Here is a 25,935-nt window from a genome sequence, read left to right on the forward strand (position 1 = left end):
TTCCTTGCCGTTTCTATTTCCAAAGAAAAGGTAATGGGGATGTTACCTCTTCTATGGATTCGGAATTTTGGATTTGTTTCCGTTTTTACAGTTTTTTTCTCCTTATCTATTTCTGCAGAGCCGAGCCAGATTTTAGAAAAAATAAAAAAAACTAAAACTCTCACTGTCTCGGTAAATGAATTTTACGATCCATTTTACATTGAAAATCCGAATCCCAATTTTCCTGGATTAGATGTAGAACTTGCCCAAGAGTATGCAAAATTCCTGGATGTAGATTTAAAAATTATTCCTCTTCGAACCTTTGACCAACACGCAAGAATGTTAGAAAAGGGTGATACTCAAATAGCGATGGCAGGACTTTCGTCGTCTATCAATCGCTTTAAAGATGTTTATTTTTCTGATCCTTATTTGATTTCGACACCGGCAGCACTAGTCAACAGGACAGCACTTCCTCCAGAACCAGAAGGACAAATTGTGACTGTTCAGTTGTTTCGAAATTTGAATGACCTAACAAACATTACGGGAATTTCTTATTCGGTATTAGCAAATAGTTCTAATCACCAGTTCCTTAGAGATGCTTTTCCAAAGGCTCAGATTTTTTCTTATTTCACTAATGAAGCGGCTTTAAACGAACTAAAGAAAAATAATGTAAATGCATTCGTTGCAGATTCGTTTTATATTCAAGCACTTCTACAAAAAGATTCTTCTCTTCGAGCTAACTATTTACCAATTTTGGGCATTGTGCAAGAAGATCATATCAGTATGGCTACAGCAAAACGAGATGTAGAATTTCTTTATAATTTAAATTTCTTTATCAAAGAACTGAAACGTACAGGGAAAATCCAAGGTTTGATTAACAAATATTTTAAATCCAATCAGTGGGTAAAAAAAGAATAACCCCAATGTCATTGCGAAATTTATTTTTCATTAGTTTAATTTTTCTTTTGGTTCCTTGGGGTATTCTGTTTGCCCAAGAAGAAGAATCACAAAGAACCTTTATGAATTTTAATGGGTCCTTTAGGGTTCGTGCAACTAACGTAGGCCGCGATGTTTTATTAGAAAGGAAAACTCCCATAACACCCATTCACAATTTAGAAAAGGAAAATACAGAACGTCAACAGGCCGAACAACAGACGATACAATCGGATTTAGAAAGAAGACAACAAGGTTTACCTAGTCAAATCACTCGTAGGAAAGAAGACGTGAGTTATTACGATTCACGATTTCTATACAATATGAGTTTTTCCGCAAACAAATATGTGGAAGGGGTTTGGGGGATGCAAGTTGGTGATATTCCTTTTGGTGGAAAGGGACTTCGAGCAACTGGTCCAGATGGATTTGATCCCGGATTGGTGGGCCCAGGTTCTGGTGGAGAAAGAGGTCGAACGGCCGCAGTCAATGTCCAAACAAACTTTTTATATTTAAACTTTCGAATCCCTGAATCGGGACTTTTTATCAAAGTAGGCCAACAACTTTTTAGTTCGGCCCAAGGTCGTGTTTTGTTCTCTACAGGAACAGGTGTTAGTATTCTTAAAAACTTTCAGTTTTTACGTTTGTCCTTGGAAGGTGGGATTTTACGAGCCCGCGACCAAAGTTTTATGGACGTTGATAAAAACGGGTTCGCTGATAAAAATTATCAAAGTTCCAATATCTATTACAATCGATTAAAGTTTGAATATTTCCGTAATATTCGAAATGAAGTGTATGCTTATTTTTTAGATGATAATGATAAATCAGACAATGAAACAGCAAGACTTGCTTGGTATGGACTTCATAATGAATTTAACTTTCAAAAATTTTCTTTTATTGTGCACGGAATTTTGAATACCGGAACTGTTAAAAAACTTCGCGCAGTTACCGATACCAATGATGTTACAATTTATAATACAACTCAAAGACATTCAATCAAGGGAGGTATGTATGATTTTCAATTTACCTACCGTTGGAGTGAATCGCTTAACTTCAATTTGATTGCACTTGGAACTACAGGAAGGCCTGGATACGACGAAAAAGGACATGAGGCCAATTTAAAAGGCAACGGATACAGAACCTTAGCCCTTGGTTTTTCCATTTCCAACATTGCTACAGACTTCACGGGTGGTTATGCTTTATTCAATGGTTCTAGTTTTTCTGGTTTGAACGAATATGGTTTCTATTCCAACATCATTGCATTTGGTCCATACCAATTTACTTTAGGTTACTATCAATTGTGGGCGACCAAGTCACCAGAGATTCGAATCAACCGCGAATTTAGTGAACTCAATGGATACAAAACATCTACTTATATGGGGATGGAGTATAATTTTAACATTCGCTATAACGTCACATCAGATTTTCAAATCATCTTTCGATCTGGTTATTTTGTCGCGGGTGATGCACTTTTTGTATTGTTAGATTCGAAATACGGGCGAGTTCTTCGAGAAGCATTCATTGTATTTGAACATCGATTTTAAGACATTGAAATCGGCGATTTTTCCCCTCTGCCTGATGCTCAAGACTACTACGAAATTACAATGGAATGGTTAAATACGGCCAAAGTAAAAATTAAAGATTAGCATAAAATTAAGACAAGATTCGCATAATATCGATTAAAGTGTTAGTCTAGACTTAATCGCTTTGCCCAAAGTGTATTGGTCGGAATATTCTAAAGTTCCACCAATGGTGATTCCATGTGCAATTCTTGTGATTTTGATTTCCATTGGTTTGATCACAGTGGAAAGGTAGGATGCGGTAGCGTCCCCTTCTAATGTTGGGTTCGTTGCAATCAGAACTTCTTTGATTTCTCCGTCTTCCAAACGTTCCATTAGTTGGCGGATTCGTAGTTGATCCGGACCAATTCCATCTAACGGAGAAATGGCACCGTTGAGTACATGATATTTTCCTACATATTCTTTTGTGTTTTCGATAAAGAAAATATCCTCTGGTTGTTCAACAACACATAGAATTCCTTTCTCTCTTCTGTCGGATAAACAGATAGAACAAACGGCATCTTCTGTTAGACCGCCACACTCGTCGCAAAATCGAAGTTTGGCTTTGGCTTCTTCAATATTGGACAACCATGTTTGAAATGTGGAAGGATCCATTCGTAAAATATGAAACCCAATTCTTGTAGCACTTTTTTTTCCGATTCCAGGAAGGCTTGAAAAAGATTGGATTAGTTTTTGAAATTGCGGATCAGACAGGTGGGAACCCTCCATCCTTTTGCATTTGGTTGAAAACACCTTCAAAGTCGCTAGGGTTGAATCCTAGAACGTTTTTCATTTCATGAGCCATTGTTTCTTTGGCTTTCCTTTGCACCTCGTTTGTTGCAGAAAGGATCAAATCTTCTAACATCTTTTTATCATCTGCATTGAACATAATAGGATTTATGTTGAGATTAGTTAGAATTCCGTCAGCAGTTGCTGTTACCTCTACCATTCCTGCTCCTGCCGAAGCAGTGACTCGAATTCCAGAGAGGCGTTTGGAAAGTTCTTCCTGTTTTTCTTTGATGTTACCGAGTTGCGAGAATGCTTCTCGCATTTGTTTCATTTGATCAAAAATTCCCATGGTACCTTTTGGACTTATAAATTCTTAAATTGGTTGGGGTCAACTTCCATTCCCGAGAATTTTTCTTTCAAAAGTTTTTCCATATCTTCTGGGCTGGATTGTGTTGTCGCGGCTGGTTTCGGAGGATTTGGTTTTGGTTCAGACGTTTGTTTTATTTCTACATCCAAATTTGGTTTCGGCTGCGAAGGTTGTTTAATTTCCGGTTCTCGATTTTCTACTGGTTTTTCCGGAATGGTTTTTGTTGGTTCTGGTTGTGTGTTCGTTACAGTATCTTGTTTTTGTGTAGCAGTAGTAGTTGCGGTAGCCGCTTTTTTGGGAGTCTCTAAATTGTCAGGGATATGAGAGATATCACCTTGGACGAGTTTGGTGAGTTCCGAAATTTTTGCGAGTAGTCCTGATATACTTGGTTTTTCTCGATCTAAGATCAACTTACGAAACTGAATTTCTAAATAAACTTTCATTTCGTAAGAACTGCGAAGTTTCATCAAATTCAATTTTTCATGTACGGAAAAAATACGTTCTGCAAGTAAAACTAAAACTTCACGATCAAGTTCCCTGTAGTTTTGTTTTAATTTTTGTAAATCCTCTTGAGGGATGTTAATTGATTCTCTATCTGCTAAATTGTCTTTGATGAGAAGGAGAGAATTCAAAAATTCGATAAAATCCCAAACAAACTTACCAAGATCAATTCCTGCTTGGAAAAGATTTTCGAGAGTTTCAAAAATCTGTGCACTTTGCGAAGAATCTAGAATTTGATTTAAAAAATCGGTAAAGGTATCAATTCCATGATACCCAATCATTTTTCTAAGCTTGACGCCTGTTAGGTTTCCATCTGTAAAAATAACAGCTTGTTCCATAAAGGAAAGTGTGTCGCGAACGGAACCATCACCTTTTTTTGCAATCCAGAACAATCCTTCTGAATCGTATTTCAAATTCTCTTTTTCACAAAGAGTTTCGATGTAATTTTGTAAAACAGTAACAGGCACTTTTCTAAAATGAAAGTCTTGGCAACGAGATAGAATTGTTTCTGGAATTTTATGATATTCGGTAGTAGCTAAAATAAAAACAACATGGGCTGGCGGTTCTTCTAAGGTTTTGAGGAGAGCATTAAAAGCAGCTCCACTCAGCATATGCACCTCATCCAAAATATAAACTCGATACTTTCCACCCATTGCATTGAATTTTACGTTTTCACGTAACTCGCGGATATTATCCACACCACTGTTGGAAGCAGCATCGATTTCAAATACGTCATTCGAATTTCCTTTTGTGATTTCTAAACAAGAAGTACATTCGTTACAAGGTTCTACTCCATCTGGTCTCTCGCAGTTCAGACGTTTTGCCAAAATTCTTGCAATGGTGGTTTTACCAACACCTCGAGGGCCTATGAAAATATAAGCATGGCCAATCTTTTTTGATTTAAATGCATTTTGTAAGGAACCAACAGCAAGGTCTTGGTAAATGACGTCGCGAAAGAATTGGGGTCTGTATTTTCGAAAGAGTACTTGGTGGTTTTCGCTCATGTAAGTTCGTTTCTCGGGGGGCTATGAAATGAAAAATTTGTGAATCACTTTGATCTTGGAAGTTCGTATGGTGGAGGCAATGAAATATTTATCAAGGTGATGGATATTTTTTTCTGAAACTGGGAAACAGAATGTAAAGTCCAGTGTTAGGATTTGGAGAGATTTCCAATGAGTTCAATTCAGAGTGGAGATTGAACTAAGGATTGGAAAGGAAGTTGGTGTATAACCTGGCGGAGAGACCGGGATTCGAACCCGGGGTGCTTTTGGCACACATGCTTTCCAAGCATGCACAATAGACCACTCTGACATCTCTCCAATGGTTTCTACTGGCTTCCATAAAAAGAAACGGTCGTTAGAATTCTACCTTTTCTCTTTGAAAAAACTCAGAAATTCAAATTTTATGTGGGATCTTGGAATGAGTGTACACTTGGGAAAGTGATTTAGTAAATAAATGGATTCTGTTGTGTAGGAAGAAATTCCTTCTCCGGGCTTTGCTTGCACAAAGTAGACTACTTCTGGAACTTTCACTCGTAAAATAGCACCCGCACAAAGTAAACATGGTTCAAGTGCTGTAATCAAAATATGATCTGTGAGATAACGATCTTCCGTTTGAGAAAGAGCGTTTTCTATCGCGAGGATTTCACTGTGTTTTGTTGGATTTAATGTTTGTTCGACGGAATTAAAAGCCGAGGATACTAGTTTGCCATCTCTAGTAATGATTTCTGAATAAGAGGGAATTTCGTCAGGATGGTTGGAAACCGCTTCCGAGTATCGTTTTAGAAACGAGTCGAATGCTTCCACGTGCGCCCAAGAGGATTTGAACCTCTAACCTTCTGATCCGTAGTCAGATACTCTATCCAGTTGAGCTATGGGCGCAATGAATGCTTGAAGCACTTTTACCCAGTCCAAAAGAACGGGTATCTCTATGGTTTTTTTCAAGCGGATGGAGTAAATCAAAAATCCTGCAATTCCTAGATAAAGTAGTACAGAAAGTAAGTGGATGGTTGCTGCCAAATAAAGACCAACAAAGGGTAGAGCGGAGACAACTTGTGCGAACAAAAGAACTAGTAAGAACAAACAAGTATTAACTGCAGAATACAAACAAACTGTCACAATATCAGGAATTTTTCGTTTCCAAGTGAATACAGGGACCCAAGAAAAATACAGCGGCAATACAGCGAAGATTTTCGCTGCTTCTTCTGTGATGAGATAAGCCTGGAGTTTTTGTAATTTGTCTTTGATCTGAGTGGTATTCATGACGGTTACAACGGAGACGCAGGGATTCGAACCCTGGGTACGATTGCTCGTACGACGGTTTAGCAAACCGCTCCTTTCGGCCACTCAGGCACGTCTCCAGCGACTCGGAGAAGGTAGGATTCGAACCCACGGTGGGATTACCACGACGGTTTTCAAGACCGCTGCTTTAGACCACTCAGCCACTTCTCCAAGAGTACCTATCCGTTATGGTAAATGCGAGTGCAGTGTCAAATGAATATTCAATGAATGGTTCTAGAGAATGGAAAAGTTGCGTATAAAACTAGAAAAGTGGGTGAATGGTGGCTTTTGTATAGCGCATCATGAGGGACATGCTGTCTTTGTTGAGGGTGGAATTCCAGGTGAACTTGTAGACATAAGTCTTTATAAAACCGGAAACAAAGAATGGTTTGGATCAGTTTCTGAAGTGATTGAGCCAAACGAATCAAGAATCCCCTCAGATTGTTCCGTTTTTATGGAATGTGGTGGCTGTAGTTACCGCCATATTTCCTACCGAGACGAAATCAAAATCAAAACATCACTTTTGGAAGGAATGTTCCCGCAGTGGAAATCTAAAATACAAGTCATCACTGGGCCAGAAAACGAATACCGAAACAATGTACAATGGCAATCCAATGGAAAAGAAATTGGCTATTTTGCAAAAAATAGCCATCGGGTTGTGAACGAATCTCAATCTGTTTGTAAAACTGTCGATAAACGATTGTTATGGGATTTGGTTCCACCAGGAATTAAAAAATCTGTATCCAAACAGAAATCCATCCAACTTAGGCTTTCTTCAAAGTCGGTTGTGAATTATGAAAGAGACCAAACAGAAATTAATGTTTTTAACACAAAACTAAAAGTTCCCGAACGAGGTTTCTTTCAAATTAACAGATTTCTTTTGGAACCTTGGCTTGAAAAAATCAAATCTCTATTGCCGGACTCGGCTAATATTCTAGAACTATTCTGTGGTTGTGGAACGATAGGAATTTCAATACGAGAAAAAATTGAATCTTTGTATGGAATTGAATCACACGAAAAAAGCATTCGTTATGCAAAGGAAAATGCCAAAACCAACAGTGCTTTGATGTTTGAATATGAAGTCAGTGATTTGTATCAAAAACACTTACCGAAACATACTGCAAAATTTCCCATTTGGATTGTTAATCCACCGAGAGCCGGCCTAACAGAGGGAATCATAGAATCTGCTTCTATGTTTTCTCCGAAACAAATTGTATATTCTAGCTGCAACCCGAGTACTTTGAAAAGGGATATTACAAGATTAGAAAAGATAGGATACCGAATGCAGTATATGGGTTTGTTTGATTTTTTTCCAAGAACCCAACATTATGAAGTACTAGTGAGTTTAAAAAAATAAAAAATTACACAACTCACAAACAAAATTTGTGAGTTGGTTCTCTACCTAAATTTAGGTTATTTTTCCTTTGTTGTGATTTTAAAAGGAAGGTAAGCCGGACAGAATCCAATAGCAGAAGTTGCAATCATCACAAGACCGATCACAAAAAGAACAATTGCTGTTGTTCCTTCCACGACTCCGCCTAAATACAAACCACCTAATACCAATCCAACGACCACACGAATGATTCGGTCATAAAGACCCATATTTTGAAACATATCCATTCTCCTTAAAGTAGATTGGACGAAAAATTTCCTTTAGATTTTTTATTTATTTTTTTCTAACCATTCTAAAATCAACTTAGTCACTTCTTCTCTTTTTTCCCAATGGAGAAAATGACCGGCGTGATCAAATCCAATTTTTCGAAATCCACATGGAAAATCTGTTTCATCTAATAGATGTTCAAATAAGTTTTTATGAAAACAACCATCGTTCAAACCATATAAAATCTGAGTGGGGACAGTGATTTTTGAATCTAAAATTCCGAGTATACTTTCTCTTCCTGATTCGGTGAATAAGTCGTTTAAATTGCGGTAATAAGCAAGAGCAGAGGAAAGAATTCCAGGATTTTGAAAATTGGATTTAATCTCTGCTAAATGGTCTTGGTTTGGTGAGTAGCCGGGTGACCAATCTTTCCATAAATAATCCACAAGGGCAAATCCATTCGAACGAATGGTGAGTTCTGCCAAAAAGGGAATTTGGAACAAAACAACATACCAAGAATGAATAGTCTGTTGGGGTGCCCAAAAAAAGGAATCCTGATAGGTTCGAAGTAAAGGAACACCGAGACTTGTGATGGATTTGATACGATTGGGATAATACATTCCGGCCGCATAAGCAATCACAGATCCCCAGTTATGACCAACGAGATGTACTGAGTCCCAACGACGGTCATCCATCCAACCTAAAATATCATCTACTAGATCCACCACATGTAATTTATGTGCATGAGAGATGGTTGAAGGTTCATAACCACGCATAACGGGTGCAATGCACTGGAATCCTTTTTTACCAACAGATTCCATAATCGGTGCAAAGGTTTTATGATTATCGGGAAACCCATGAAGGAAAAGAACAGGTTCTCCTGAACCCGTTTCTAAAGTGGTAAATATAGTGGATGAATTTCTAATTTCCGAGTGATGCATTGATTACCAACTTTTCTTTTTTATAAGTAGCTCTAAAGAATTGTAACACAATCTCTCTTGTATCCAAGTCCTTACTTAAGTATCCATATTGTTTTTCATTTTGGTAATAAAATCCGTTTGGCCAAATATGCCCACCACCAGGGATCAAATATCCTTCTACAATTTGGTCGGACAAACAATCGGTGAATTTAGTGTATTGGATGTCTCTTTTCCAAAATTTGTTTAGATGTCTTTTTTTAGATTTTGATTCTTCTTTGCAGGAAAAACTAGAAGTCCAATATTCTAAGGATTCTAAATACGAAATCACATCCCCTGCGGGGATTCTATGTGCATTGGGGCTCGGATCAGAAGGGATGGAAACAGTCCCTCCTTTATAAGGAACTACATCATCCGAAGTTCCCATAATGAATCCGATCGATTTTTGTGGAGGTGGACTACAAATATCTTTTAAACCTTTAGAAGTAACCGCTGCAATTGAATATCCAGAGCTAAATAAATCCTCAGCTTCGCATAACAACCTTTGGGTCATAAATCCACCGTTGGAAATTCCCACTGCATGGATTCGATTGTAATCAATGGGAATTTCTTTATCGATAAAACGAACCATATCTCGAAAGAATTGTACATCGTTTGTATTTCGTTTATCGGTAAGGGAATGAGGAATTTTTCGGCCATCGTTCCAACGATTCGAATATCCATCAGGATAAACTGCGATGAATCCATATTCTTCGGCTTTTTCTGACATTCGAGAAAGATAAATCATCCCTTCCCCACTGCCACCACCACCATGTAAAATAAAAATCAAAGGCAATCGTCCACCTCCAATTTGTTTTGGCACATAGTAACGAAATGTACGGATGACCCCATCGGAAGAAATTGATTCCAGTTTGTGTTCTTTCACAAGAACAATGGAAGGAAGGGATTTACAAAAAAAAGAAAAGGAAATCATTACAAGTGCTAGATATAGTTTTTGATTTAAAAAAATCGAATTCATACAAACAGAGATTCAAAAGATTTGATGGTTTCTATTAAATTTGGATCACCCTCAAGCGGGTATTTCGGATGGAATTCTTTATCTACAGTTGGGTCATAAGGGCCGGACTTTCCTTCAAAACAAACTGCTGTTTCTGACAAACAGACCAGACTATGCCAAACCCCTGGTTTCAAATCGATTCCACGTTTGGGACCGTTTGCTGATAGTTTATGTGCTTCCTTTACATCCCCATTTTCATGGAAAATCAAAAATCCAATTTCACCTTCTAGGATGATAAAAGACTCCGGTTTTGGATCCGACAAATGTCTGTGAGGTGGAATGTAAGTATTTTTAGAAAGAACATTCAGAAACCTTTGGTAAACTTCCTGTTGTTCGTGGAAATTGTGATTGGTACGTTTTCTTTCGGCGTTTTGGGCTTTTTTGACGAGGGTTCCGATTAAGTCGGAATCAATGAGTTGTATTTCCAGCAAGTTGACCTTCCAATTCCTGCTCGATGAAGGCTAACATATCCGGAACACAAGCCGTACAAGTATCAGCCGCTCCCATCTCGCGGGCGACTTCTAGTATAGGGCGATTGGATTCTTTGACAACATTTAAGATAGATTCAAAGAAAACTTCTGCACAGTGACACTTGATCATGGTTCTGAGAATCAGTCTCTAAGTATTCAAATGGTACGACAAGAATTTTTTTTGAGCAGAGTTGAGCAAATTTCCTAGAATTCTAGAAAATCTGCCTAAAATTCTCTAAATTTTTGGTTTGAGGAGTGGTTCGTAGGTTTGGTTCAGAATTTGTAGGGCCGATTTCCATTGGAAACGTTTGGCATTTTTTTCACCCAAAACTTTTAATGCACCGAGTCTTTTAGAATCTTTCAATAGAGAGAGTAATTTGTTTTGGAAGGAATGAGAATCTTTTGGATCAAAAGCTTCGTAACTATTTCCTAAAATTTCTGGCAGTACACTGGCGTTAGATGAAAAAACAGGAGTGCCAACACTTTGTGCTTCCAAAACAGGAAATCCAAATCCTTCAAAGAGAGACGGATAGAGAAATACTTTTGCTCCTTGGTAAATAAGAGGAAGTTCCGCGTAAGGGAGATGAGATAAAAAATAAATTTTACCCGGATGTTTTCTTTGGATTTCCAAAAACTCTTCTGGGATTTCTCCTTTGAGACCACCCACTACCAAAGGTAAGGAAAGTTTTTGTTTTTCCCAAAGTGTTTCTAAATTGGATAATAAAAAAGGGAAATTCTTATGTGTTTTTCCAATTCCTACAGTGAACAAATAGGATTTTGGGAGATTGTGTTTTTTTATAAATTGAGAAACTTTGGCTGTTGGCTGTTTCGAAAAATTTTGTAAGTCGATTCCGTTATAAACAACAGAAACTTTTTCTTTTGGATAACCAAAACTTTCTACCAAATCTTGTTTGGTGTATTCCGAAACGGTAATGATTTTACGAGCAAACCATTTGATCCATCGAAATACAATTTGCATATACACTCGTTTGACGAGAGAACTATGGGCGGCCTTAAAATGATAAGGAATGAGATCGTGAATAGTAACAACGCATTTCCGAATGTAAGGGAAAGGAATGTTAAAATGAGGGATGTCTAAAAGATCCATTTCCGCCATCCGGCGATGACCTAAAAATTCTTTAGGGGAATAGATACTGGATTTGTATTCGATGATCTCTGCGTTTTGAGGAAGGTCGTATTTTTTTAAAACACTAGGATCACCAAAAATAAAAATATCAGCAATCTTTGCAGGAATGGGCCAAAACTTCAAAATATGTTGGATCCGAATTCCAATCCCAGAATTTTCGATCATCCGTGCATCGTATCCAATTTTAAGCCGCATTCGTACTAGATTATGTCCTTTAGAATTAAATTAAAAAAAGGAAATGTCTCTTTTCCCAATCAGTCAAGTCTAGTCAAATTAGTAGTAAATATTCTGCATTCATAAATTGAAAGACGGGATAAACGAAACCTATCGGTAAAAGGAATCGGATGGAAAACTTAATCGAAGAAATCCTAAAACAAATTGGTGAAGATCCCTCGAGAGAAGGTCTTGTGAAAACGCCCAACCGAGTGAAAAAGGCTTATGACTTTTTGACGAGTGGGTATAAGGCCGATTTGAACCATATTGTGAACGGAGCTATCTTTGAAGAGAGCACTACCGGTATGGTTTTGGTACGCGATATCGAAATGTATTCTTTGTGCGAACACCATTTACTTCCTTTTTATGGAAGAGCCCATGTTGCTTACATTCCCAATAAGAAGATAATAGGAATTAGTAAAATTCCAAGAATTGTAGACGTGTTTGCTCGTCGTTTGCAGGTTCAGGAACGTCTTACGGACCAAATTGCACAAGCCATCCAAGAAACTTTGGATCCTTTAGGTGTGGGTGTCGTTATCAAAGCCAAACATCTATGTATGATGATGCGTGGAGTGGAAAAACAAAACTCAGAACTATTTACATCTAGCCTACTCGGTCTATTTAAAACAGATCCCACCACTCGGAGTGAATTTTTAGATTTGATCCGAACCGGCTCCCATTAAGTTCATTTTTTAAATTCAAATTTTCAGATTCATGCTGGACTTTTCTAAAAAAAAGTTCAGCATTCTTTCTCTAGAGGGAATCTATGCCGAAAGAAAGAATCGTGGCACCGTCCAAAAACTTCGCAAAGTTAGCGAACGTTAGTTTAAAAGAATACAAAACCAAATACAAAGAATCCATAGAAAAACCGGAAAAGTTTTGGGCCGAACAAGCAAAACGCCTAACATGGTTTAAAAAATGGACAAAGGTATTAAAACACGATTTTGCAAAGGCAAAAGCAGAATGGTTTGTCGGTGGGAAACTCAATGTTTCTTATAATTGTTTAGATAGACATTTAGATTCTCCTTTAAAAAACAAAGCTGCTCTGATTTGGGAAGGGGACAACCCTGACGAATCCAAAGTTCTTACTTATCATGACCTCCATCGCGAGGTGAATCATTTTGCAAACGTTCTAAAAAAGTTCCATGTGAAAAAAGGAGACCGAGTTCTCATTTACCTTCCCATGATTCCAGAACTTGCCATCACAACACTAGCTTGTACTCGTATTGGAGCAGTGCATTCGGTTGTGTTTGGTGGATTTTCTCCCGAAGCACTTCTTGGTCGTATTGAAGATTGTAAACCCACGCTCGTGATCACTGCTGATGGTGGGTATCGTGGTGGCAAACCAGTTGAACTCAAAAAAAATGTGGATGTCGCTCTAGAAGAAAGTAAATACAAGGTCAAAGATGTAATTGTTGTTAAGCGAACAGGCGATGAAGGGAATCTAAATTGGAAAGAAGGTAGAGACCACTGGTACCACTACCTGATGAAAGATTCGGACATCAAAAAAGAATGCCCGCCTGTTGTGATGGATTCTGAAGATCCACTTTTCCTTCTATATACTTCAGGTTCTACAGGCAAACCAAAAGGAGTTCTTCATACCACAGCGGGGTATTTGCTTGGTGCCAATCTTACCTTTGCTACTATCTTCGATTATAAAGACACGGATACTTATTGGTGTACGGCAGACATTGGTTGGATTACGGGACACAGTTACATTCTCTATGGGCCTTTGTCGAATGGTGCCACTTCACTGATGTTTGAAGGAGTGCCAAGTTATCCCGATGCGGGAAGGTTCTGGGATGTGATTGATAAATACAAGGTGACTGTATTTTACACAGCACCTACGGCCATCCGAGCTCTGATGCGGGAAGGAATCGAACCCATTAAAAAAAGATCCCTAGCTTCTTTAAGACTTCTTGGTTCTGTGGGTGAGCCTATCAATCCAGAAGCTTGGGAATGGTATCATATCAATATTGGAAAATCAAAATGCCCGATTGTGGATACTTGGTGGCAAACAGAAACTGGCTCCATTATGATCTCTGGAGTTCCAGGAGCCATCCCTCAAAAACCAGGATCGGCAAGTTGGCCTTTCTATGGAATTCTACCGGTTCTTGTGGACAATGAAGGTGTGGAGATCAAAGGAAAAGGGGAAATTTCGGGAAACCTATGCATCGCTAAACCTTGGCCTTCCATGATGCGAGGTGTGTATGGGGATCCAAAACGTTTCTTTGATACCTACTTTTCTCAATTCAAAGGGTATTATTTCACAGGTGATGGTGCCAATAAAGACAAGGATGGATACTTTCGCATAACAGGAAGAGTCGATGATGTCTTAAACGTTTCGGGACACCGAATTGGCTCTGCAGAAGTGGAAAGTGCTCTTGTAGAACATAAGTCGGTTGCCGAAGCCGCAGTTGTCGGATTTCCACATGATATCAAAGGCCAAGGGATTTATGCCTATGTAACTGTGAAACACGGTGTGATTACCAATGATGCTTTGAAAAAAGAACTGATTTCTATGGTAGAAAAAGTGATCGGTAAAATTGCAAGACCAGAAGTCATCCACTGGGCTCCGGGACTTCCGAAAACCAGATCAGGGAAAATCATGCGCAGGATTTTAAGAAAAATTGCCAATAACGAATTTGATACTTTAGGAGATATCAGCACACTTGCCGATCCATCCGTTGTACAGTCGTTAATTGACGATAAAAAGAAATTCCATAGTTAAGATTTTCTGTAAATTGAATGCTTCTTCCTTCGGTGAAAACGAATCAGGAAGAAGATGGTTTTAAAATCCCAACTTCTTCAATGAGTTGGGCCTTGTTTATTTTAAAGATCCTGTGGGAGAGCGGAAAAAACTCCCATCACCCGCAGGAATTCTGATTCTTCAAATTCTGTATCCCGATCTTTTAATTTCTGCCGGTATTCGTTTGCCTTTGCCACGTCTCGTTTGGAAAACCAATAGATACAAAATAGTAAATATTCCCTGTTTTTGCGGTAAGTGTATTGGTGGTTTTCGAGTTCGGTAGCAGTGAGTTTGTTTTGATTTTGAAAGTCTTTTACCAAAGAATCAATAGCAAGGGTATCTCTATCTTTTCCAAGATTCGCATAACTTTGACGGATGAGAAATAAAATTTCACCTGCATCCGAATCCGGATAAAATTTTAGTAAATTATAAAATCCCCTTCGAAATAAGGACAATGCTTCAAGGTATCTTTGTTTTTCCTGGAGATAAACTCCGAAGCGTGTGAAGTATCTAGTTTCATTTAAAAATACTGTGGCTGTCCATTGGTAGGCTTGTTCTAAAAGCTCGGAATTTCTACCCCTTCTTGCGAGGATTAAGGTTTCATACATCCCTTCTTCGCGTGGAAAATAAACCAAGTATCGTAAACTCAAATCATCAGCTTCTTTCCATTTTTTACTTTTGATATTTTTCTGCAGGCTTGATTGTAGAGCCTCTTTTTCAGAAACAAAAGTTTTGTCTGATTCTAATATTTGGATATAAGATTCGTAATCGGATTCCAATCCAAGTTGTCTGGATAAAATTGCGGCAATATACAATCTGTACTTTGCATTTGGTTTTTGTTCTAAATACAATTTAGTATAGAACAAAGCTTCTTTTTGTTTTCTTTCTTTTTCGTAAAAATCAGCAACGTAAAGAACCAAATCGAGTTGGTCTTTTTTCTTTTTGATGGATTCTTCATAGGCATGAATTCCATCGAAGATTTGTCCGAGCTTCATATGGGCACGCGCTGCTAAATTATAGTACCGAAAGTCCGGATCTGGATTTAATTCTTTGGCTTTGATGAGAAAATCGAAGGCTTTGGCAGGAGTTTCTTGGATGATTTTGTCTTCGGCCATTCGCAAAAGATCTTCGTATCCATAAAAAACCTTAACGGGGTTCAGAACCTCTGTTTGCGCTAAATTTGGACTGGAAACCAGAAATAGACTTGTTACCAGAACACCAAATTGCCATATTCTCCTAGACCGAAGTATCATCTATGGATTCTCATCGGTCATCTTCTAAATAATCTTAGAAATTCAAATAAACAATCTCAAAGAGGATCTCATGAATGTAGAGTTAATCATCATCGTCATGGCACTAGTTTCCATTGTCACGGCGATATTCTACGCAGCTCGGGTGGTTCGCATCCAAGTGGGCGCAGGCGGCGGCAACGAAAAAGAAACCGCTAAATTGAAAGAAATCTCCGCAGCGATCGCTGAAGGGGCTATGGCCTTCCTTCTCAGAGAATACCGAGTCATTTTGCTATTTATCAGTTTCATGACGGTTCTCATCTATTTACTTTTGGATAACCCAAAAACTGAGTTCAACGAAGGAATTTATACTGCCGTTGCTTTTGTTTCCGGTGCCCTCATTTCGTGCCTTTCTGGTTTTATTGGAATGAAAATTGCGACTGCTGGTAACGTTCGCACTGCAGAAGCCGCAAAAACTTCTCTATCTCGTGCTTTCCGCGTTGCTTATGATTCTGGAGCCGTAATGGGTTTTGGACTCATCGGTCTTGCTGTTCTTGGAATGATCGGACTTTTCCTTCTATTCACAGGAACAAACGTAGGTGTTGCGAAACACATCCTTATGGAATCGCTTGCTGGTTTTGGCTTGGGTGGATCTTCCGTAGCACTTTTTGGTCGTGTGGGTGGTGGTATTTATACCAAAGCTGCTGACGTTGGTGCTGACCTTGTAGGTAAGGTAGAAAAAGGAATTCCAGAAGATGATCCTCGTAACCCAGCAACTATTGCTGATAACGTAGGAGACAACGTAGGTGATATTGCTGGTATGGGTGCTGACCTTTTTGGTTCGGCGGCGGAAGCAACTTGTGCGGCTCTAGTGATTGGTGCAACAGCATCTGCTCTTGCTGACAATAACTCTGCTCTACTCTATCCACTTTTAATTTCTGCCATTGGAATTCCAGCTTCCCTCATCACTACTTTCTTTGCTCGCGTGAAAGAAGGTGGAAATGTAGAAAAAGCTCTTAAACTCCAACTTTGGATTTCTACATTCATCGTAGCTGCAGCTCTTTATTTTGTTACTGACATCTTTATGATCGATAGTTTCCAAATCGGAGACAAAACCATCACTAAGTGGAATGTTTACACTTCAGTCGCATTAGGTTTGTTTGCTGGTATGTTTATTGGTTGGATCACTGAGATTTATACTTCTCATTCTTACAAACCAGTACGTGAAGTTGCTGATGCTTGTGAAACCGGTGCGGCAACAAACATCATTTATGGTTTGGCTCTTGGTTACAAATCCACTGTAGTTCCAGTGATTTTACTTGTGATCGTAATTGTTGTTTCCAATATCCTTGCGGGTATGTATGGAATCGCAATCGCTGCCATTGGTATGATTTCCACTATTGCAATTGGTCTTACGATCGATGCTTACGGTCCAGTATCTGATAACGCTGGTGGAATCGCTGAGATGGCGGAACTTGGGAAAGAGGTTCGTGATCGAACTGACAACTTGGATGCAGCGGGAAACACAACTGCGGCTGTTGGTAAAGGTTTTGCGATTGGTTCTGCTGCTCTTACTTCCCTTGCATTATTTGCTGCCTTTATCACAAGAACACAAAATGCTTCTAAGGAATTGGGCGAAGGTGCGATTGATCTAACTTCTATCGAACTTTTGGATCCTTTGGTTTTTGGTGGTCTTCTATTTGGTGCTATGCTTCCATTTATCTTTTCTGCAATGACTATGAAATCTGTAGGAAAAGCAGCTCTTGATATGGTGAAAGAAGTTCGTCGTCAATTCAAAGAGATCCCTGGTCTTATGGAAGGAAAAGCAAAACCAGAGTATGCTAAGTGTGTAGATATTTCTACTTCTGCAGCTCTTCGTGAAATGATCCCTCCAGGCCTTCTCGTTCTTCTTAGCCCGATTGTTGTTGGATACTTGTTTGGTGTGAAGTCACTTGCTGGTCTTCTTGCCGGTGCACTCGTTTCTGGTGTGGTTCTTGCGATCTCTTCTGCTAACTCTGGTGGAGCCTGGGACAACGCTAAAAAATACATCGAAAAAACAGCTGGTGGAAAAGGTTCTGAAAAACACAAAGCTGCCGTTGTGGGTGATACCGTAGGAGATCCGTTCAAAGATACTTCTGGTCCTGCAATCAACATTCTCATTAAACTAATGGCGATCACCTCACTTGTATTTGCTGAGTTTTTTGTGACTAAAGGTGGAATCATTTTAAATTTCTTTAGATAAGAAATTGAATTTGAGATCATTAAAGTCTAGTGGAGAGTTTCTTTAGAAACTTCCACTAGTACTAGATTCAATTTTCCAGAATGGGAAATGAAAGAGAGCCGGCGGAAACGTCGGCTTTTTTTATAAGGTTGTAAAACTGAAACTTGTGTTTGTGCCGAGAGTCAGCCCAAAGATAGACAGGATGTTTTGGTTCAGTGTGATCGTGTAAGTGGTTCCGGTTGTTAGTGCACTCGCAGGTGTTAAAGTAATGGTTCTGTTGGAAGCACCACCACTGAGGCTTGGACAAGATGGGGAACAGCTGATATTTGTATTGATAGAGGTTGTATCAACTGCTTGGGTCATGACGATGGTGATCGTTGGATTGAGGGAGACCCCCGTTTGGCCATTTGTCGGAGTAGACGACTCAATGGCAAAGGTTGCGGAGGTTTGAGTCACTAGCGGAAGGACCAAAATACCCAAAAGGGATGGTTTGGGCTCTGGCAAACAGGTTAGGGTAGAAAAACCAAATAGAATCAGAATTTGAAATTTTTTCCACATTGGCATAGCTACTAGATTTAGTTTCGACTAATTTCCCTTGGTAACCGTGCAGAGTTTTGCGTAAATCCCGAAGAAATTAAAAGTTTCTAGCTCTATAGACGTAATTTCTCTAATATTTCCACTTTTTTGAGAGGTCTCCACAGATGCGTCCCCTAAGGCCAGAAGGCCCAGGTAGGATTTGGCACAGGCGATTCCTTCTTTCGTGGCAGGGTTTCCTGTTTCCATCATACTAATTCTCTGGTTTTCATAGAGAAGGCCCTGGGTCCCAAATCCAGAACTGGCGCAGGAAGAAGTTAGGCAGACAAAGAAAATTGAAAAACAGAAGGTCCGAATCGAACGTTGGCGGGTTTTATTTTTTAAGTTCCAAATCCAAAAGTTTAGAGAGTTTGTTTTGTAAAATGATGATATCGTCATAGAGTTTTTCGATTTGTTTTTCTTTCTTTTGAATCTTTACTGTTAATGCATCCAAAGATTTGTTAGATACATTGTTTTTTTTAGAATGGAAATCCTTCAATTTCGATTCTATTTCTTCATAGATAAGTCCGCTTTTTAGTTTCTTTGTAAATTCACTGAGAGAGTCAATGTTCTGTTTCATCGGCCGGTAATTCGCAAACAAAGTTCTTGGAAAAAGAAATATTGGTTTTTATAATAATGATCCAAACTGTGAATTTCTTTGAGGCGTGTGTTTCTAGGAATATAATCTAAACTGGCATTGCCCACACTCACAAGTCCAAAATAGTTTGTGGTACAAGATTCAACAAAACGATCGTTAGGCAAAGGAAGTTTTCCAGGAGAATACCATCCTTCTTGACCTTTGTTTTGAAATATTGTTACCGAAGGATTTCCAATTTGGACACTCAGACAGTGAAACAAAAAAAAGACCAACGGTAACAATAAAACTTTTTTCATACTCTACTGGCTTGTGTCAAAAAAGTAGAAATAAGAAAATCGAATGCCTCGATCCATAGCATTGTCTGCTTTGGGAAGAACACCCAATAGAACTGAAAAACTAAAGGTACCTAAACTTTCAGTATTCATTGAGATACCTGGATAAAAATTAAAGTAACGTAAATTTTTATCAGCTATTTTGTCTAGAGGTTCCCTGTATTCTAGTTCTGTAAAAATTCGAACGGAGTCGGCAATCGCAAAGGAAGGTGCAATTCCTACTTGGTAATAACGTTTGAATTCCTCTAAACTAGATTCTTTACCATGTCGGTTGGTTTCCGTTTGGAACCGGAACTCGGACATGATTTGAAAGATACCACGTTTGTAACCGAGTCCAAAGTTAGGACGAATGAGATAAAAATCAGGATTTTCTTTTTCGCGGAATTCTGCGTTTCTTTTTTTATCGTAAATTCGCAAACCCCCACCAATTAAAAATTGGGAAGATCCGTTATCAAAAATTTTTCCATATTTGATTCCGCCGTTCCAACGATCCCAAGTGATTTCTTTTGCTGAATCAGTTTGGCTGTATTCTGTTCTACCAATGGAGGAAATGACAGATAAAGTTTCGGTGAATTTATACTCACCTTCAACATTTATGTTTTTATTAATTTCCTTAACACCATTGAAGTTTTTATCCCAGTAGGTAAGATTTCCTCTGAGTTTTGTATAAACTGCAACTGGTTCAATTTGGAGTGGATGTGCAAATCCACTATTGTTGGTTGGCTGTGAAAATAATGATCCAACAGCAGAAAGAAAGAAAAGAGAAACAATGATTATATTTTTCATATTTAAAATCCCACATCTGTAATTGGATAAATTAACCTGGCGAGTTTGTCTGCAAGGAGGGTGTATCCTAAATTATTTGCATGAATGCAATCTAACATAAATTCTGCACGAGAGTTTGGTTTTCCACCCAATGTATTTCGTAAATCTACATAAATTAACGAAGGTTCTTCACGAGTTATATCCACTAGAAGATTATTAAAGGCATCTAGTTGCGATGAAGTGAAAACGGCAGCATCAGGAACAATAAGGCCTATTTTATCAAACTTTGATTTACAACCTTCTTCAGAACCAGCAATCATCGGCGGCATATAAGGATTTGGATAATCATATCCATGAATGATCCATTTTAATGGTGCTCCACCAAAACGTGCAATTTTGTAAGCATTTCCAGTAATGATTAATTGTTTGAGATTTGCTTTGATTGTTGCAAAACGTTGGGCTTGTACTGTATCAATCTTTCCAACATATTCAGAGAGATTTGCTTGGATGTCATTTCCACCTAAAGATAGAATCACAACTTTCATATCAGCTCCACCTTGATCAATCACTTGGAATTGTAGGCCTTGGCTAACGACACCTTGTAGAGTTTTTCCACCTAAGGTGGCTCCCACAAATTTATAATGAAAACGATTTTCCAATTGTGGTCTGAGAGTTTCAACTAATGGAAATCCGAGAAGGATGTCAGTCCAACTATCCCCGATGATTCCTGTTTTGGCAGGAGTTTCTCCGTTACAAATTGCATACGTAGTGCATAAGAGATTAGCACCAATATCATCAAAGTAATTCTTTTTGGTATCACAATGGATTAGGAATGTTAAAATTCCTAAGAGAGTAACGTATTTAATTTTTTTCATTTGGTTTTGTTTCCTTCCAGATATGGTCCATGATATATGCGCAAGATAGATCGCCGGTCAGATTTACTGAAGTTCTACACATATCTAAAAAGCGGTCAACTCCAAAAAGGATTGTGATCCCCTCAATGGGAATTTGGAAGGTATAAAGAATGGAAGCAAGGATGACAAGTCCAACCCCGGGTGTAGCAGCAGTTCCAATGGATGCGGCAGTTACCGTACCAACTAACAAAAACAAGTCTAGTGAGGAAAGGTCTACTTGATACACTTGGCTAAGGAAAACAGTGGCTACGGCCTGATACAAAGCAGTTCCATCCATATTGACTGTGGCACCCAATGGAAGAACAAAGTCAGCGACTGTTTCTTTTAGTTTTAATTTTTCTTTTGCGATCTTTAAGGAATAGGGCAAAACAGAACTTGAACTTGAAGTAGAAAAACCAAGTAAAGGAATTTCACGAACCTGGTTCAGGAAACGTATTGGATTTTTTCTCGTAAAAATCAAAATCAATATTCCATAAAAAATCATAATACAAAAAAGGCCAAATAAAACCGTTCCAATATAAGATACGAGTCCTAGTAAGAGAGAAAATCCAATTTGAACTATGGCATAACTCATTAATCCTAAAACTGCCAATGGTGCGATCTTCATTGTTGTTGCTACGACCCATAAACAAAAACTTTCTAAAGAATGACTAAATGCTTTTAATGCGGCACCAGAGTCTCGCGAAGTCAGAAAAAATATTCCTAAAATCATTCCGAAAAAAACAACCGATAACATTTGTTGTTTGGACCAAACATTGACTAGGTTTTTAGGAATGATGTTGGCTATGGTTTCAGGAATGGATTCTTGTTTTTCATCTAAATTGGTGGAAACATTCGGATTGGCCGTAATTGTTTGTGATTGGATATGATTTCCGGGTTTGATGATGAGAGTGAGTGAAATTCCAATACTCACTGCGATTACTGTTGTAAAGATAAAATAGATTAGAGTTTTACTTCCCAAACTCCAAAGATCTTTCAGATTTCGTAAACTGGAAACACCAAGGGCAATCGAAACAATGACTAAAGGAATCATAATCATTTGGAGTAAGTTTAAAAAAATATCACCAGGAAGTCTCATCCAAGGCAAATAGACTTTTAAAGTTGGTGCAGAAACAAAACCTGTTTCAGGATTTAAAAGTATTCCGAATATTAAACCTAACAATAAGGATACGAGAATTTGAATCCAAAAAGGGATTTTGAGAAATGCCATTCCCAAATTTTATCTTTTGGAAATTCTATGTAAATGAATTTAAATGCTTATGTAAGTTTGAAAGAGCCGAATTCTGTGAAAAATTTTCGCGCCGTTTTTAATTTTGCGAATTTCGACCGTATATTCGTCTTTCGCACGTTGGATTTCTTTCATTGTTTTGTGAAGGACTGCTTTTTTTTCAGGACGATTGTCCCATTTATAAGCTGCTTCTTGGCGCATTAGTTTTTCTTCTAATTGGCGGATGGTTTTTTGGTGGGAAAGTTCTACTTTGTATTCTTCTTTTTGGAAGATTGATAAAGTTTCCTTTCTTAAAATTTCTTTTTTAGTTTCCGCTTCCGCTTCTACAATCGGATAACAATGAATAAATGCTTCTTCTAGTTTTGATAAAGGAATTTCTTTTTCTGGAACATAAGTTTTGGCTTCTGTCCATTCATTTGGTTTTTCAGTGAAAACTACCGTTTTCTTTTTCTTCAAATCAAATTCCATAAAGAAAAGGTCTTTTCGTTTGAGAGAAAAATCAAATTCTACCTGGAAAACAAAAAGGATTTTTTGGTTTAAGGCACTCGAGAGAAGGTATTTCTTTTTGCGACCTACATCGCTTTGTGTGAGCAACTCTGTGACTCTTTCTACAAATGGGTGACCAAAGGCCATAAATTCGAGTGAGTCATTGGTCAGTGCAAGATCAGAATCAAAAGTTGCTTTTTTGACTTTGCCTTCAGCATTTTTATATTCGTAAGATCCTTTGCTAATGGAGGTTAGTGTTCCTGGTAAGTGCGATTGGAAAAACTTTGATCCTTGGGCAACCACTTCCTCTAGATGGCTATTGTTCCATTCTCTTTCTTCGAGTGTGTGGTCGTAATAATCTTTTAAATTAAAGTCTAAAACCTTCGGCGTGACGAGAGCGTTGAGTTTTTCAAATCCTTTTTGTGCCACTTGGATGCGAAGGTCAAATTCGGTTTCTAATTCCTCTTTGGTTTTCGTACCTGTTACGAACTTCATAAGGCTTGAGTTGAAATCAAGTTCCTCTTCGATGGTTCCGAGTAAGTCATCAGAAGCACCAATCGATTCTTCAAACAAACGAATTTTGTTTGTGAGTACTTCTAAAATCCTTTCAGCCACCGTATCCTTGGAGGCAAAGTTAAAGATATATACATTGTCTTTTTGACCAAAACGATGGATCCTTCCAATTCGTTGTTCAATCTTCAATGGACTCCAAGGTAAGTCATAATTAAAAAGTATATTGGCAAATTGTAAGTTACGGCCTTCCCCACCAGCTTCTGTACAAATGAGAATTTCGAAATCCTCTTTGAATTTTTGGATGGCGACTTCTTTTTCATCCATACTTAAGGAACCATGGAAAGGGGAAACTTTGAAATCAGGTTCTAGAACCGATTGTAAATGGTCTTGTGTGGTTCTGAATTGTGTGAAGATGATAAATTTTTTATGGCCCTCTTTCTTTAAACGATAAAGAGTTTCTTTTAGTTTTTGGGTTTTTTTATCTTCTTTGATTTGTTTTCCCAAATGGATGAGGCGGTTGAGAGTGAAGAGCTCTCGTTTGATCCTTTGGAAACTAGACATTTCTTCATCTTCTAATTCAGTGATGAAGTCTTCGACACCTTCTGTTTCATCTAAATCCCAATCATCTAAAGTGGTTTCGTGTTCTTTCATGTAATGGAATTTAGATTCCAACATAAACTTTCTTTTTTGTAAGGCAGAAAGAAGTGCAATGACCGATGAATCCAAAAGTTTTTGGAATACAACCATCACAAAACCAATGGCACGGTTTTTAGTGCCCATTGCCATATTGTATTCTCGTTTTACATAATCAGTCGTTTCATCATAAAACGCGCGTTCTATGGGAGAAAGATCAATCCGAACGGTTTTTGCAAATCGTTTGGTAAATCCACCCACTTCTACTTTACGTCGGCGAAGGAGGACTTTGGAAATTTTTTCTTTTAAATCCCCTTTTTGGCCAATCACATAATCATTCACAAAACTGTGATACGGTCCAAGGATGTTCGGATCGACTAAATGTAAGAGATAAAATAGTTCTTCTAGTTTTCCGCGAAAGGGAGTAGCTGTGAGAAGAAGGAGGCATTCTGTTTTCCGCGCAATTTTTTCTGCAAATAGATAACCACGAGTGATTTTAGAATAATCACGTCGGAGTCTATGCGCTTCATCAAAAACAACGATGTCCCATTTGGTTCCTAGGATTTCTTCGGCGTACCTTGGATTTTTGATAAAATCGATAGAGGTAATGATTTTATTGAAGTTTCGCCAATGATCGGGACCGTTTGTAACAAAATTCCTTCGACGAACAATCGCAAATTCTTCATTGAATTTGTTTTTCATCTCTTGTTGCCATTGGACAAGAAGAGGAGAAGGAGCCACAACCAGCACTCGTTTGAGACCACGGCGAAACATAAGTTCCTTTACCGCAAGACCAGCTTCAATGGTTTTTCCAAGTCCCACTTCATCGGCTAAAATGAACCTAGGTTTTAAACTGTTAGCAACTATGAATGTGGATTCAATTTGATGAGGAAGGAGACGAGTTCTAGAATTCGAAAGGGAAGAGAGTTTATTAAAATTATAAGTGAGTTTGAGTTGGCTTGCTGCCAGTGCCAAGTCCATTGCTTTAGGAAATTCTTCCCAAACACGAAGTGATTCTGGGTATTGATTTAAAAACTGTAAGTTTTTATTCGATTTGTTTACGTTTCGAAAAATTTCTTTGGATTCGAAGAATAGTTCCACAGAAGTGGGAGATTCTTTTGTGACCTTAGCTAGACCTAACTCCGGTTCATCGACAAGAAACCCATACTCGTTTGTTTGTTTTGGTTCAACCGTTGTTTCAAAATCTAAACTTAATTGAGTAGGGATGTCCATCAAACTCCTTTCTGATTTCCCCAAAGCACTTTGTGAATTTGAAGCGACAAACGACACTTAGGTGGGTTGTCTACTTTGATCCATTCAACCAGTTCTTTGGCATCCACTTCACCGTGGACGGGCGAATACAATATATTTGTGTGTATTTTTTGTTCGCGAATGACTTCGATACTTCTTTCAAAGTCGATTCTATCTCGCACAACGAACTTGATTTCGTCAAGTGAATTATGTCTCTTTTCTAGAATCCGGAAATTTTCTGGATCCATACGGTCTTCCATCCCTGACCCGGGTAATTTATAATCCATAGTGAAAATAAAAAATGGATCTTCGGTGATACGTTCGCTTCCATTGGTTTCTACTCGGGAAGCAGGGTAAGGTAAACCTATACTAGTTCTATGTTGGAAAACTTTGTTTGCGATCGTTACAGAGAGATCTCGATTTTTTCCTTCTAAGGGTTCACCACCTGTCAAAAGGATTTGGTATCCGTGATGGGGATCTAAACTTTCTAACTCTGACCAAATGGAATCTAAACTTTTTTCTGTACCTTGGTTTGGTCCCAGGGCATAAGCTGTGTCACACCATAACGCCCTTGAATCTGTTTTGCCACAACGTAAGGAACATCCGGCAAAACGAATAAAAACTGTAGGGATTCCTTGTGAAATTCCTTCGCCAGAAATGGAAGAATAGACTTCATGAATTTTTCCAAACATTGT

General features: G+C 38.4%; 26 protein-coding genes and 4 tRNA genes. 6 read left to right on the plus strand and 24 right to left on the minus strand.

Annotation, left to right across the window (positions count from 1 at the left end; translation table 11 throughout):
• Positions 1–39: 39 nt before the first annotated feature.
• A complete protein-coding gene (locus EHQ70_RS15755) occupies positions 40–897 on the plus strand; it encodes a substrate-binding periplasmic protein (protein ID WP_135587972.1) in 858 nt (285 codons plus the stop codon).
• A gap of 5 nt (positions 898–902) precedes the next feature.
• Positions 903–2,453 carry a hypothetical protein gene (locus EHQ70_RS15760; RefSeq protein ID WP_135587974.1) on the plus strand — a complete coding sequence of 517 codons (1,551 nt, stop codon included), beginning with the start codon at positions 903–905 and terminating at the stop codon, positions 2,451–2,453.
• Between the two features lie 135 nt (positions 2,454–2,588).
• On the opposite strand, the gene recR is transcribed toward EHQ70_RS15760, so the two are convergent.
• From recR to EHQ70_RS15800, 8 genes are all read right to left on the minus strand, one after another.
• Positions 2,589–3,197, minus strand: coding sequence for a recombination mediator RecR (gene recR, locus EHQ70_RS15765; RefSeq protein ID WP_135587976.1), 609 nt, complete (start codon positions 3,195–3,197; stop codon positions 2,589–2,591).
• A complete protein-coding gene (locus tag EHQ70_RS15770) occupies positions 3,175–3,540 on the minus strand; it encodes a YbaB/EbfC family nucleoid-associated protein (protein WP_208729583.1) in 366 nt (121 codons plus the stop codon). The genes recR and EHQ70_RS15770 overlap by 23 nt, the downstream gene beginning before the upstream one ends.
• Positions 3,541–3,560: 20 nt before the next feature.
• On the minus strand, positions 3,561–5,069 hold the full coding sequence (dnaX, locus tag EHQ70_RS15775) for a DNA polymerase III subunit gamma/tau (RefSeq protein WP_135587980.1): 1,509 nt from the start codon (positions 5,067–5,069) through the stop codon (positions 3,561–3,563).
• A 228-nt stretch (positions 5,070–5,297) separates the two neighbouring features.
• A tRNA-Ser gene (locus EHQ70_RS15780) sits at positions 5,298–5,384 on the minus strand.
• A gap of 45 nt (positions 5,385–5,429) precedes the next feature.
• Positions 5,430–5,870, minus strand: coding sequence for a nucleoside deaminase (locus tag EHQ70_RS15785; protein ID WP_135587982.1), 441 nt, complete (start codon positions 5,868–5,870; stop codon positions 5,430–5,432).
• Position 5,871: 1 nt separating this feature from the next.
• Positions 5,872–5,945: transfer RNA gene (locus EHQ70_RS15790), tRNA-Arg, on the minus strand.
• 392 nt (positions 5,946–6,337) lie between these two features.
• Positions 6,338–6,424 (minus strand) — tRNA-Ser (locus tag EHQ70_RS15795).
• A gap of 7 nt (positions 6,425–6,431) precedes the next feature.
• Positions 6,432–6,515, minus strand: a tRNA-Ser gene (locus tag EHQ70_RS15800).
• Positions 6,516–6,585: 70 nt separating this feature from the next.
• Here EHQ70_RS15800 and EHQ70_RS15805 point away from each other — a divergent pair.
• Positions 6,586–7,701, plus strand: coding sequence for a class I SAM-dependent RNA methyltransferase (locus tag EHQ70_RS15805; RefSeq protein ID WP_135587984.1), 1,116 nt, complete (start codon positions 6,586–6,588; stop codon positions 7,699–7,701).
• 56 nt (positions 7,702–7,757) lie between these two features.
• Here the strand turns inward: EHQ70_RS15805 and EHQ70_RS15810 are convergent, their stop codons facing one another.
• The 6 genes from EHQ70_RS15810 to EHQ70_RS15835 all read right to left on the minus strand — a co-directional run bounded on the left by EHQ70_RS15810 (position 7,758) and on the right by EHQ70_RS15835 (position 11,730).
• A complete protein-coding gene (locus EHQ70_RS15810) occupies positions 7,758–7,958 on the minus strand; it encodes a YgaP family membrane protein (RefSeq protein WP_135587986.1) in 201 nt (66 codons plus the stop codon).
• Between the two features lie 48 nt (positions 7,959–8,006).
• Positions 8,007–8,885: an alpha/beta fold hydrolase gene (locus EHQ70_RS15815; protein ID WP_135587988.1), complete on the minus strand. Its 879-nt coding sequence runs from the start codon at positions 8,883–8,885 to the stop codon at positions 8,007–8,009.
• Positions 8,866–9,879: a CE1 family esterase gene (locus EHQ70_RS15820; protein ID WP_135587990.1), complete on the minus strand. Its 1,014-nt coding sequence runs from the start codon at positions 9,877–9,879 to the stop codon at positions 8,866–8,868. The genes EHQ70_RS15815 and EHQ70_RS15820 overlap by 20 nt, the downstream gene beginning before the upstream one ends.
• Entirely contained in the window at positions 9,876–10,349 is a 474-nt protein-coding gene (locus EHQ70_RS15825; protein WP_135587992.1) for a WbuC family cupin fold metalloprotein, read from the minus strand. The genes EHQ70_RS15820 and EHQ70_RS15825 overlap by 4 nt, the downstream gene beginning before the upstream one ends.
• A complete protein-coding gene (locus tag EHQ70_RS15830) occupies positions 10,327–10,518 on the minus strand; it encodes a (2Fe-2S)-binding protein (protein ID WP_135572767.1) in 192 nt (63 codons plus the stop codon). Before EHQ70_RS15830 ends, EHQ70_RS15825 begins: the two co-directional genes overlap by 23 nt.
• A gap of 105 nt (positions 10,519–10,623) precedes the next feature.
• Positions 10,624–11,730 carry a glycosyltransferase family 4 protein gene (locus EHQ70_RS15835; protein WP_244288368.1) on the minus strand — a complete coding sequence of 369 codons (1,107 nt, stop codon included), beginning with the start codon at positions 11,728–11,730 and terminating at the stop codon, positions 10,624–10,626.
• Between the two features lie 149 nt (positions 11,731–11,879).
• Here EHQ70_RS15835 and folE point away from each other — a divergent pair, with 149 nt between their 5' ends.
• Together folE and acs are read left to right on the plus strand one after the other, a co-directional pair.
• Positions 11,880–12,431 (plus strand): GTP cyclohydrolase I FolE, encoded by a 552-nt coding sequence (gene folE / locus EHQ70_RS15840; RefSeq protein WP_135587995.1) that lies wholly within the window; start codon positions 11,880–11,882, stop codon positions 12,429–12,431.
• A gap of 83 nt (positions 12,432–12,514) precedes the next feature.
• Complete coding sequence (gene acs, locus EHQ70_RS15845; protein ID WP_135587997.1) at positions 12,515–14,479, plus strand: acetate--CoA ligase; 1,965 nt, start codon at positions 12,515–12,517, stop codon at positions 14,477–14,479.
• Positions 14,480–14,580: 101 nt separating this feature from the next.
• Here acs and EHQ70_RS15850 read toward each other — a convergent pair whose 3' ends face one another.
• Positions 14,581–15,750, minus strand: a complete 1,170-nt coding sequence (locus tag EHQ70_RS15850; RefSeq protein ID WP_135587999.1) for a tetratricopeptide repeat protein — start codon at positions 15,748–15,750, stop codon at positions 14,581–14,583.
• Positions 15,751–15,820: 70 nt separating this feature from the next.
• On the opposite strand from EHQ70_RS15850, the gene EHQ70_RS15855 reads away from it, so the two are divergent.
• Positions 15,821–17,968, plus strand: coding sequence for a sodium-translocating pyrophosphatase (locus EHQ70_RS15855; RefSeq protein ID WP_135588001.1), 2,148 nt, complete (start codon positions 15,821–15,823; stop codon positions 17,966–17,968).
• 120 nt (positions 17,969–18,088) lie between these two features.
• Here EHQ70_RS15855 and EHQ70_RS15860 read toward each other — a convergent pair whose 3' ends face one another.
• The 9 genes from EHQ70_RS15860 to EHQ70_RS15900 are packed head-to-tail and all read right to left on the minus strand — an operon-like array spanning position 18,089 to position 25,932.
• Positions 18,089–18,505, minus strand: a complete 417-nt coding sequence (locus EHQ70_RS15860) for an Ig-like domain-containing domain (protein WP_244288370.1) — start codon at positions 18,503–18,505, stop codon at positions 18,089–18,091.
• Positions 18,506–18,532: 27 nt separating this feature from the next.
• Positions 18,533–18,919 carry a TRL-like family protein gene (locus EHQ70_RS18720; protein WP_279638507.1) on the minus strand — a complete coding sequence of 129 codons (387 nt, stop codon included), beginning with the start codon at positions 18,917–18,919 and terminating at the stop codon, positions 18,533–18,535.
• On the minus strand, positions 18,855–19,100 hold the full coding sequence (locus EHQ70_RS15870; RefSeq protein ID WP_135588007.1) for a hypothetical protein: 246 nt from the start codon (positions 19,098–19,100) through the stop codon (positions 18,855–18,857). The genes EHQ70_RS18720 and EHQ70_RS15870 overlap by 65 nt, the downstream gene beginning before the upstream one ends.
• Entirely contained in the window at positions 19,097–19,414 is a 318-nt protein-coding gene (locus EHQ70_RS15875; protein WP_135588009.1) for a TRL-like family protein, read from the minus strand. The genes EHQ70_RS15870 and EHQ70_RS15875 overlap by 4 nt, the downstream gene beginning before the upstream one ends.
• A 3-nt stretch (positions 19,415–19,417) precedes the next feature.
• Positions 19,418–20,236 (minus strand): hypothetical protein, encoded by an 819-nt coding sequence (locus EHQ70_RS15880; RefSeq protein WP_135588010.1) that lies wholly within the window; start codon positions 20,234–20,236, stop codon positions 19,418–19,420.
• 2 nt (positions 20,237–20,238) lie between these two features.
• Entirely contained in the window at positions 20,239–21,090 is an 852-nt protein-coding gene (locus EHQ70_RS15885) for an SGNH/GDSL hydrolase family protein (RefSeq protein ID WP_135588012.1), read from the minus strand.
• Entirely contained in the window at positions 21,077–22,339 is a 1,263-nt protein-coding gene (locus EHQ70_RS15890; RefSeq protein WP_135588014.1) for a dicarboxylate/amino acid:cation symporter, read from the minus strand. The genes EHQ70_RS15885 and EHQ70_RS15890 overlap by 14 nt, the downstream gene beginning before the upstream one ends.
• Positions 22,340–22,378: 39 nt before the next feature.
• Positions 22,379–25,222 carry a DEAD/DEAH box helicase gene (locus EHQ70_RS15895; protein WP_135588016.1) on the minus strand — a complete coding sequence of 948 codons (2,844 nt, stop codon included), beginning with the start codon at positions 25,220–25,222 and terminating at the stop codon, positions 22,379–22,381.
• Entirely contained in the window at positions 25,222–25,932 is a 711-nt protein-coding gene (locus tag EHQ70_RS15900; protein ID WP_135588018.1) for a 7-carboxy-7-deazaguanine synthase QueE, read from the minus strand. Before EHQ70_RS15900 ends, EHQ70_RS15895 begins: the two co-directional genes overlap by 1 nt.
• Positions 25,933–25,935: the final 3 nt, after the last annotated feature.

The organism is Leptospira congkakensis (assembly GCF_004770265.1).
GTDB classification, from domain to species: Bacteria; Spirochaetota; Leptospiria; order Leptospirales; family Leptospiraceae; genus Leptospira_A; species Leptospira_A congkakensis.

Bases quoted from the DNA above. Each gene is read 5' to 3' on its own strand.
- EHQ70_RS15755 (WP_135587972.1), top strand. From the start codon at position 40: ATGTTACCTCTTCTATGGATTCGGAATTTTGGATTTGTTTCCGTTTTT.
- EHQ70_RS15760 (WP_135587974.1), top strand. From the start codon at position 903: ATGTCATTGCGAAATTTATTTTTCATTAGTTTAATTTTTCTTTTGGTT.
- recR (WP_135587976.1), bottom strand. From the start codon at position 3,197: ATGGAGGGTTCCCACCTGTCTGATCCGCAATTTCAAAAACTAATCCAA.
- dnaX (WP_135587980.1), bottom strand. From the start codon at position 5,069: ATGAGCGAAAACCACCAAGTACTCTTTCGAAAATACAGACCCCAATTC.
- EHQ70_RS15805 (WP_135587984.1), top strand. From the start codon at position 6,586: ATGGAAAAGTTGCGTATAAAACTAGAAAAGTGGGTGAATGGTGGCTTT.
- EHQ70_RS15810 (WP_135587986.1), bottom strand. From the start codon at position 7,958: ATGTTTCAAAATATGGGTCTTTATGACCGAATCATTCGTGTGGTCGTT.
- EHQ70_RS15815 (WP_135587988.1), bottom strand. From the start codon at position 8,885: ATGCATCACTCGGAAATTAGAAATTCATCCACTATATTTACCACTTTA.
- EHQ70_RS15820 (WP_135587990.1), bottom strand. From the start codon at position 9,879: ATGAATTCGATTTTTTTAAATCAAAAACTATATCTAGCACTTGTAATG.
- EHQ70_RS15830 (WP_135572767.1), bottom strand. From the start codon at position 10,518: ATGATCAAGTGTCACTGTGCAGAAGTTTTCTTTGAATCTATCTTAAAT.
- EHQ70_RS15835 (WP_244288368.1), bottom strand. From the start codon at position 11,730: ATGCGGCTTAAAATTGGATACGATGCACGGATGATCGAAAATTCTGGG.
- folE (WP_135587995.1), top strand. From the start codon at position 11,880: ATGGAAAACTTAATCGAAGAAATCCTAAAACAAATTGGTGAAGATCCC.
- acs (WP_135587997.1), top strand. From the start codon at position 12,515: ATGCCGAAAGAAAGAATCGTGGCACCGTCCAAAAACTTCGCAAAGTTA.
- EHQ70_RS15850 (WP_135587999.1), bottom strand. From the start codon at position 15,750: ATGATACTTCGGTCTAGGAGAATATGGCAATTTGGTGTTCTGGTAACA.
- EHQ70_RS15855 (WP_135588001.1), top strand. From the start codon at position 15,821: ATGAATGTAGAGTTAATCATCATCGTCATGGCACTAGTTTCCATTGTC.
- EHQ70_RS15860 (WP_244288370.1), bottom strand. From the start codon at position 18,505: ATGTGGAAAAAATTTCAAATTCTGATTCTATTTGGTTTTTCTACCCTA.
- EHQ70_RS18720 (WP_279638507.1), bottom strand. From the start codon at position 18,919: ATGACGATATCATCATTTTACAAAACAAACTCTCTAAACTTTTGGATT.
- EHQ70_RS15870 (WP_135588007.1), bottom strand. From the start codon at position 19,100: ATGAAACAGAACATTGACTCTCTCAGTGAATTTACAAAGAAACTAAAA.
- EHQ70_RS15875 (WP_135588009.1), bottom strand. From the start codon at position 19,414: ATGAAAAAAGTTTTATTGTTACCGTTGGTCTTTTTTTTGTTTCACTGT.
- EHQ70_RS15880 (WP_135588010.1), bottom strand. From the start codon at position 20,236: ATGAAAAATATAATCATTGTTTCTCTTTTCTTTCTTTCTGCTGTTGGA.
- EHQ70_RS15885 (WP_135588012.1), bottom strand. From the start codon at position 21,090: ATGAAAAAAATTAAATACGTTACTCTCTTAGGAATTTTAACATTCCTA.
- EHQ70_RS15890 (WP_135588014.1), bottom strand. From the start codon at position 22,339: ATGGCATTTCTCAAAATCCCTTTTTGGATTCAAATTCTCGTATCCTTA.
- EHQ70_RS15895 (WP_135588016.1), bottom strand. From the start codon at position 25,222: ATGGACATCCCTACTCAATTAAGTTTAGATTTTGAAACAACGGTTGAA.
- EHQ70_RS15900 (WP_135588018.1), bottom strand. From the start codon at position 25,932: ATGTTTGGAAAAATTCATGAAGTCTATTCTTCCATTTCTGGCGAAGGA.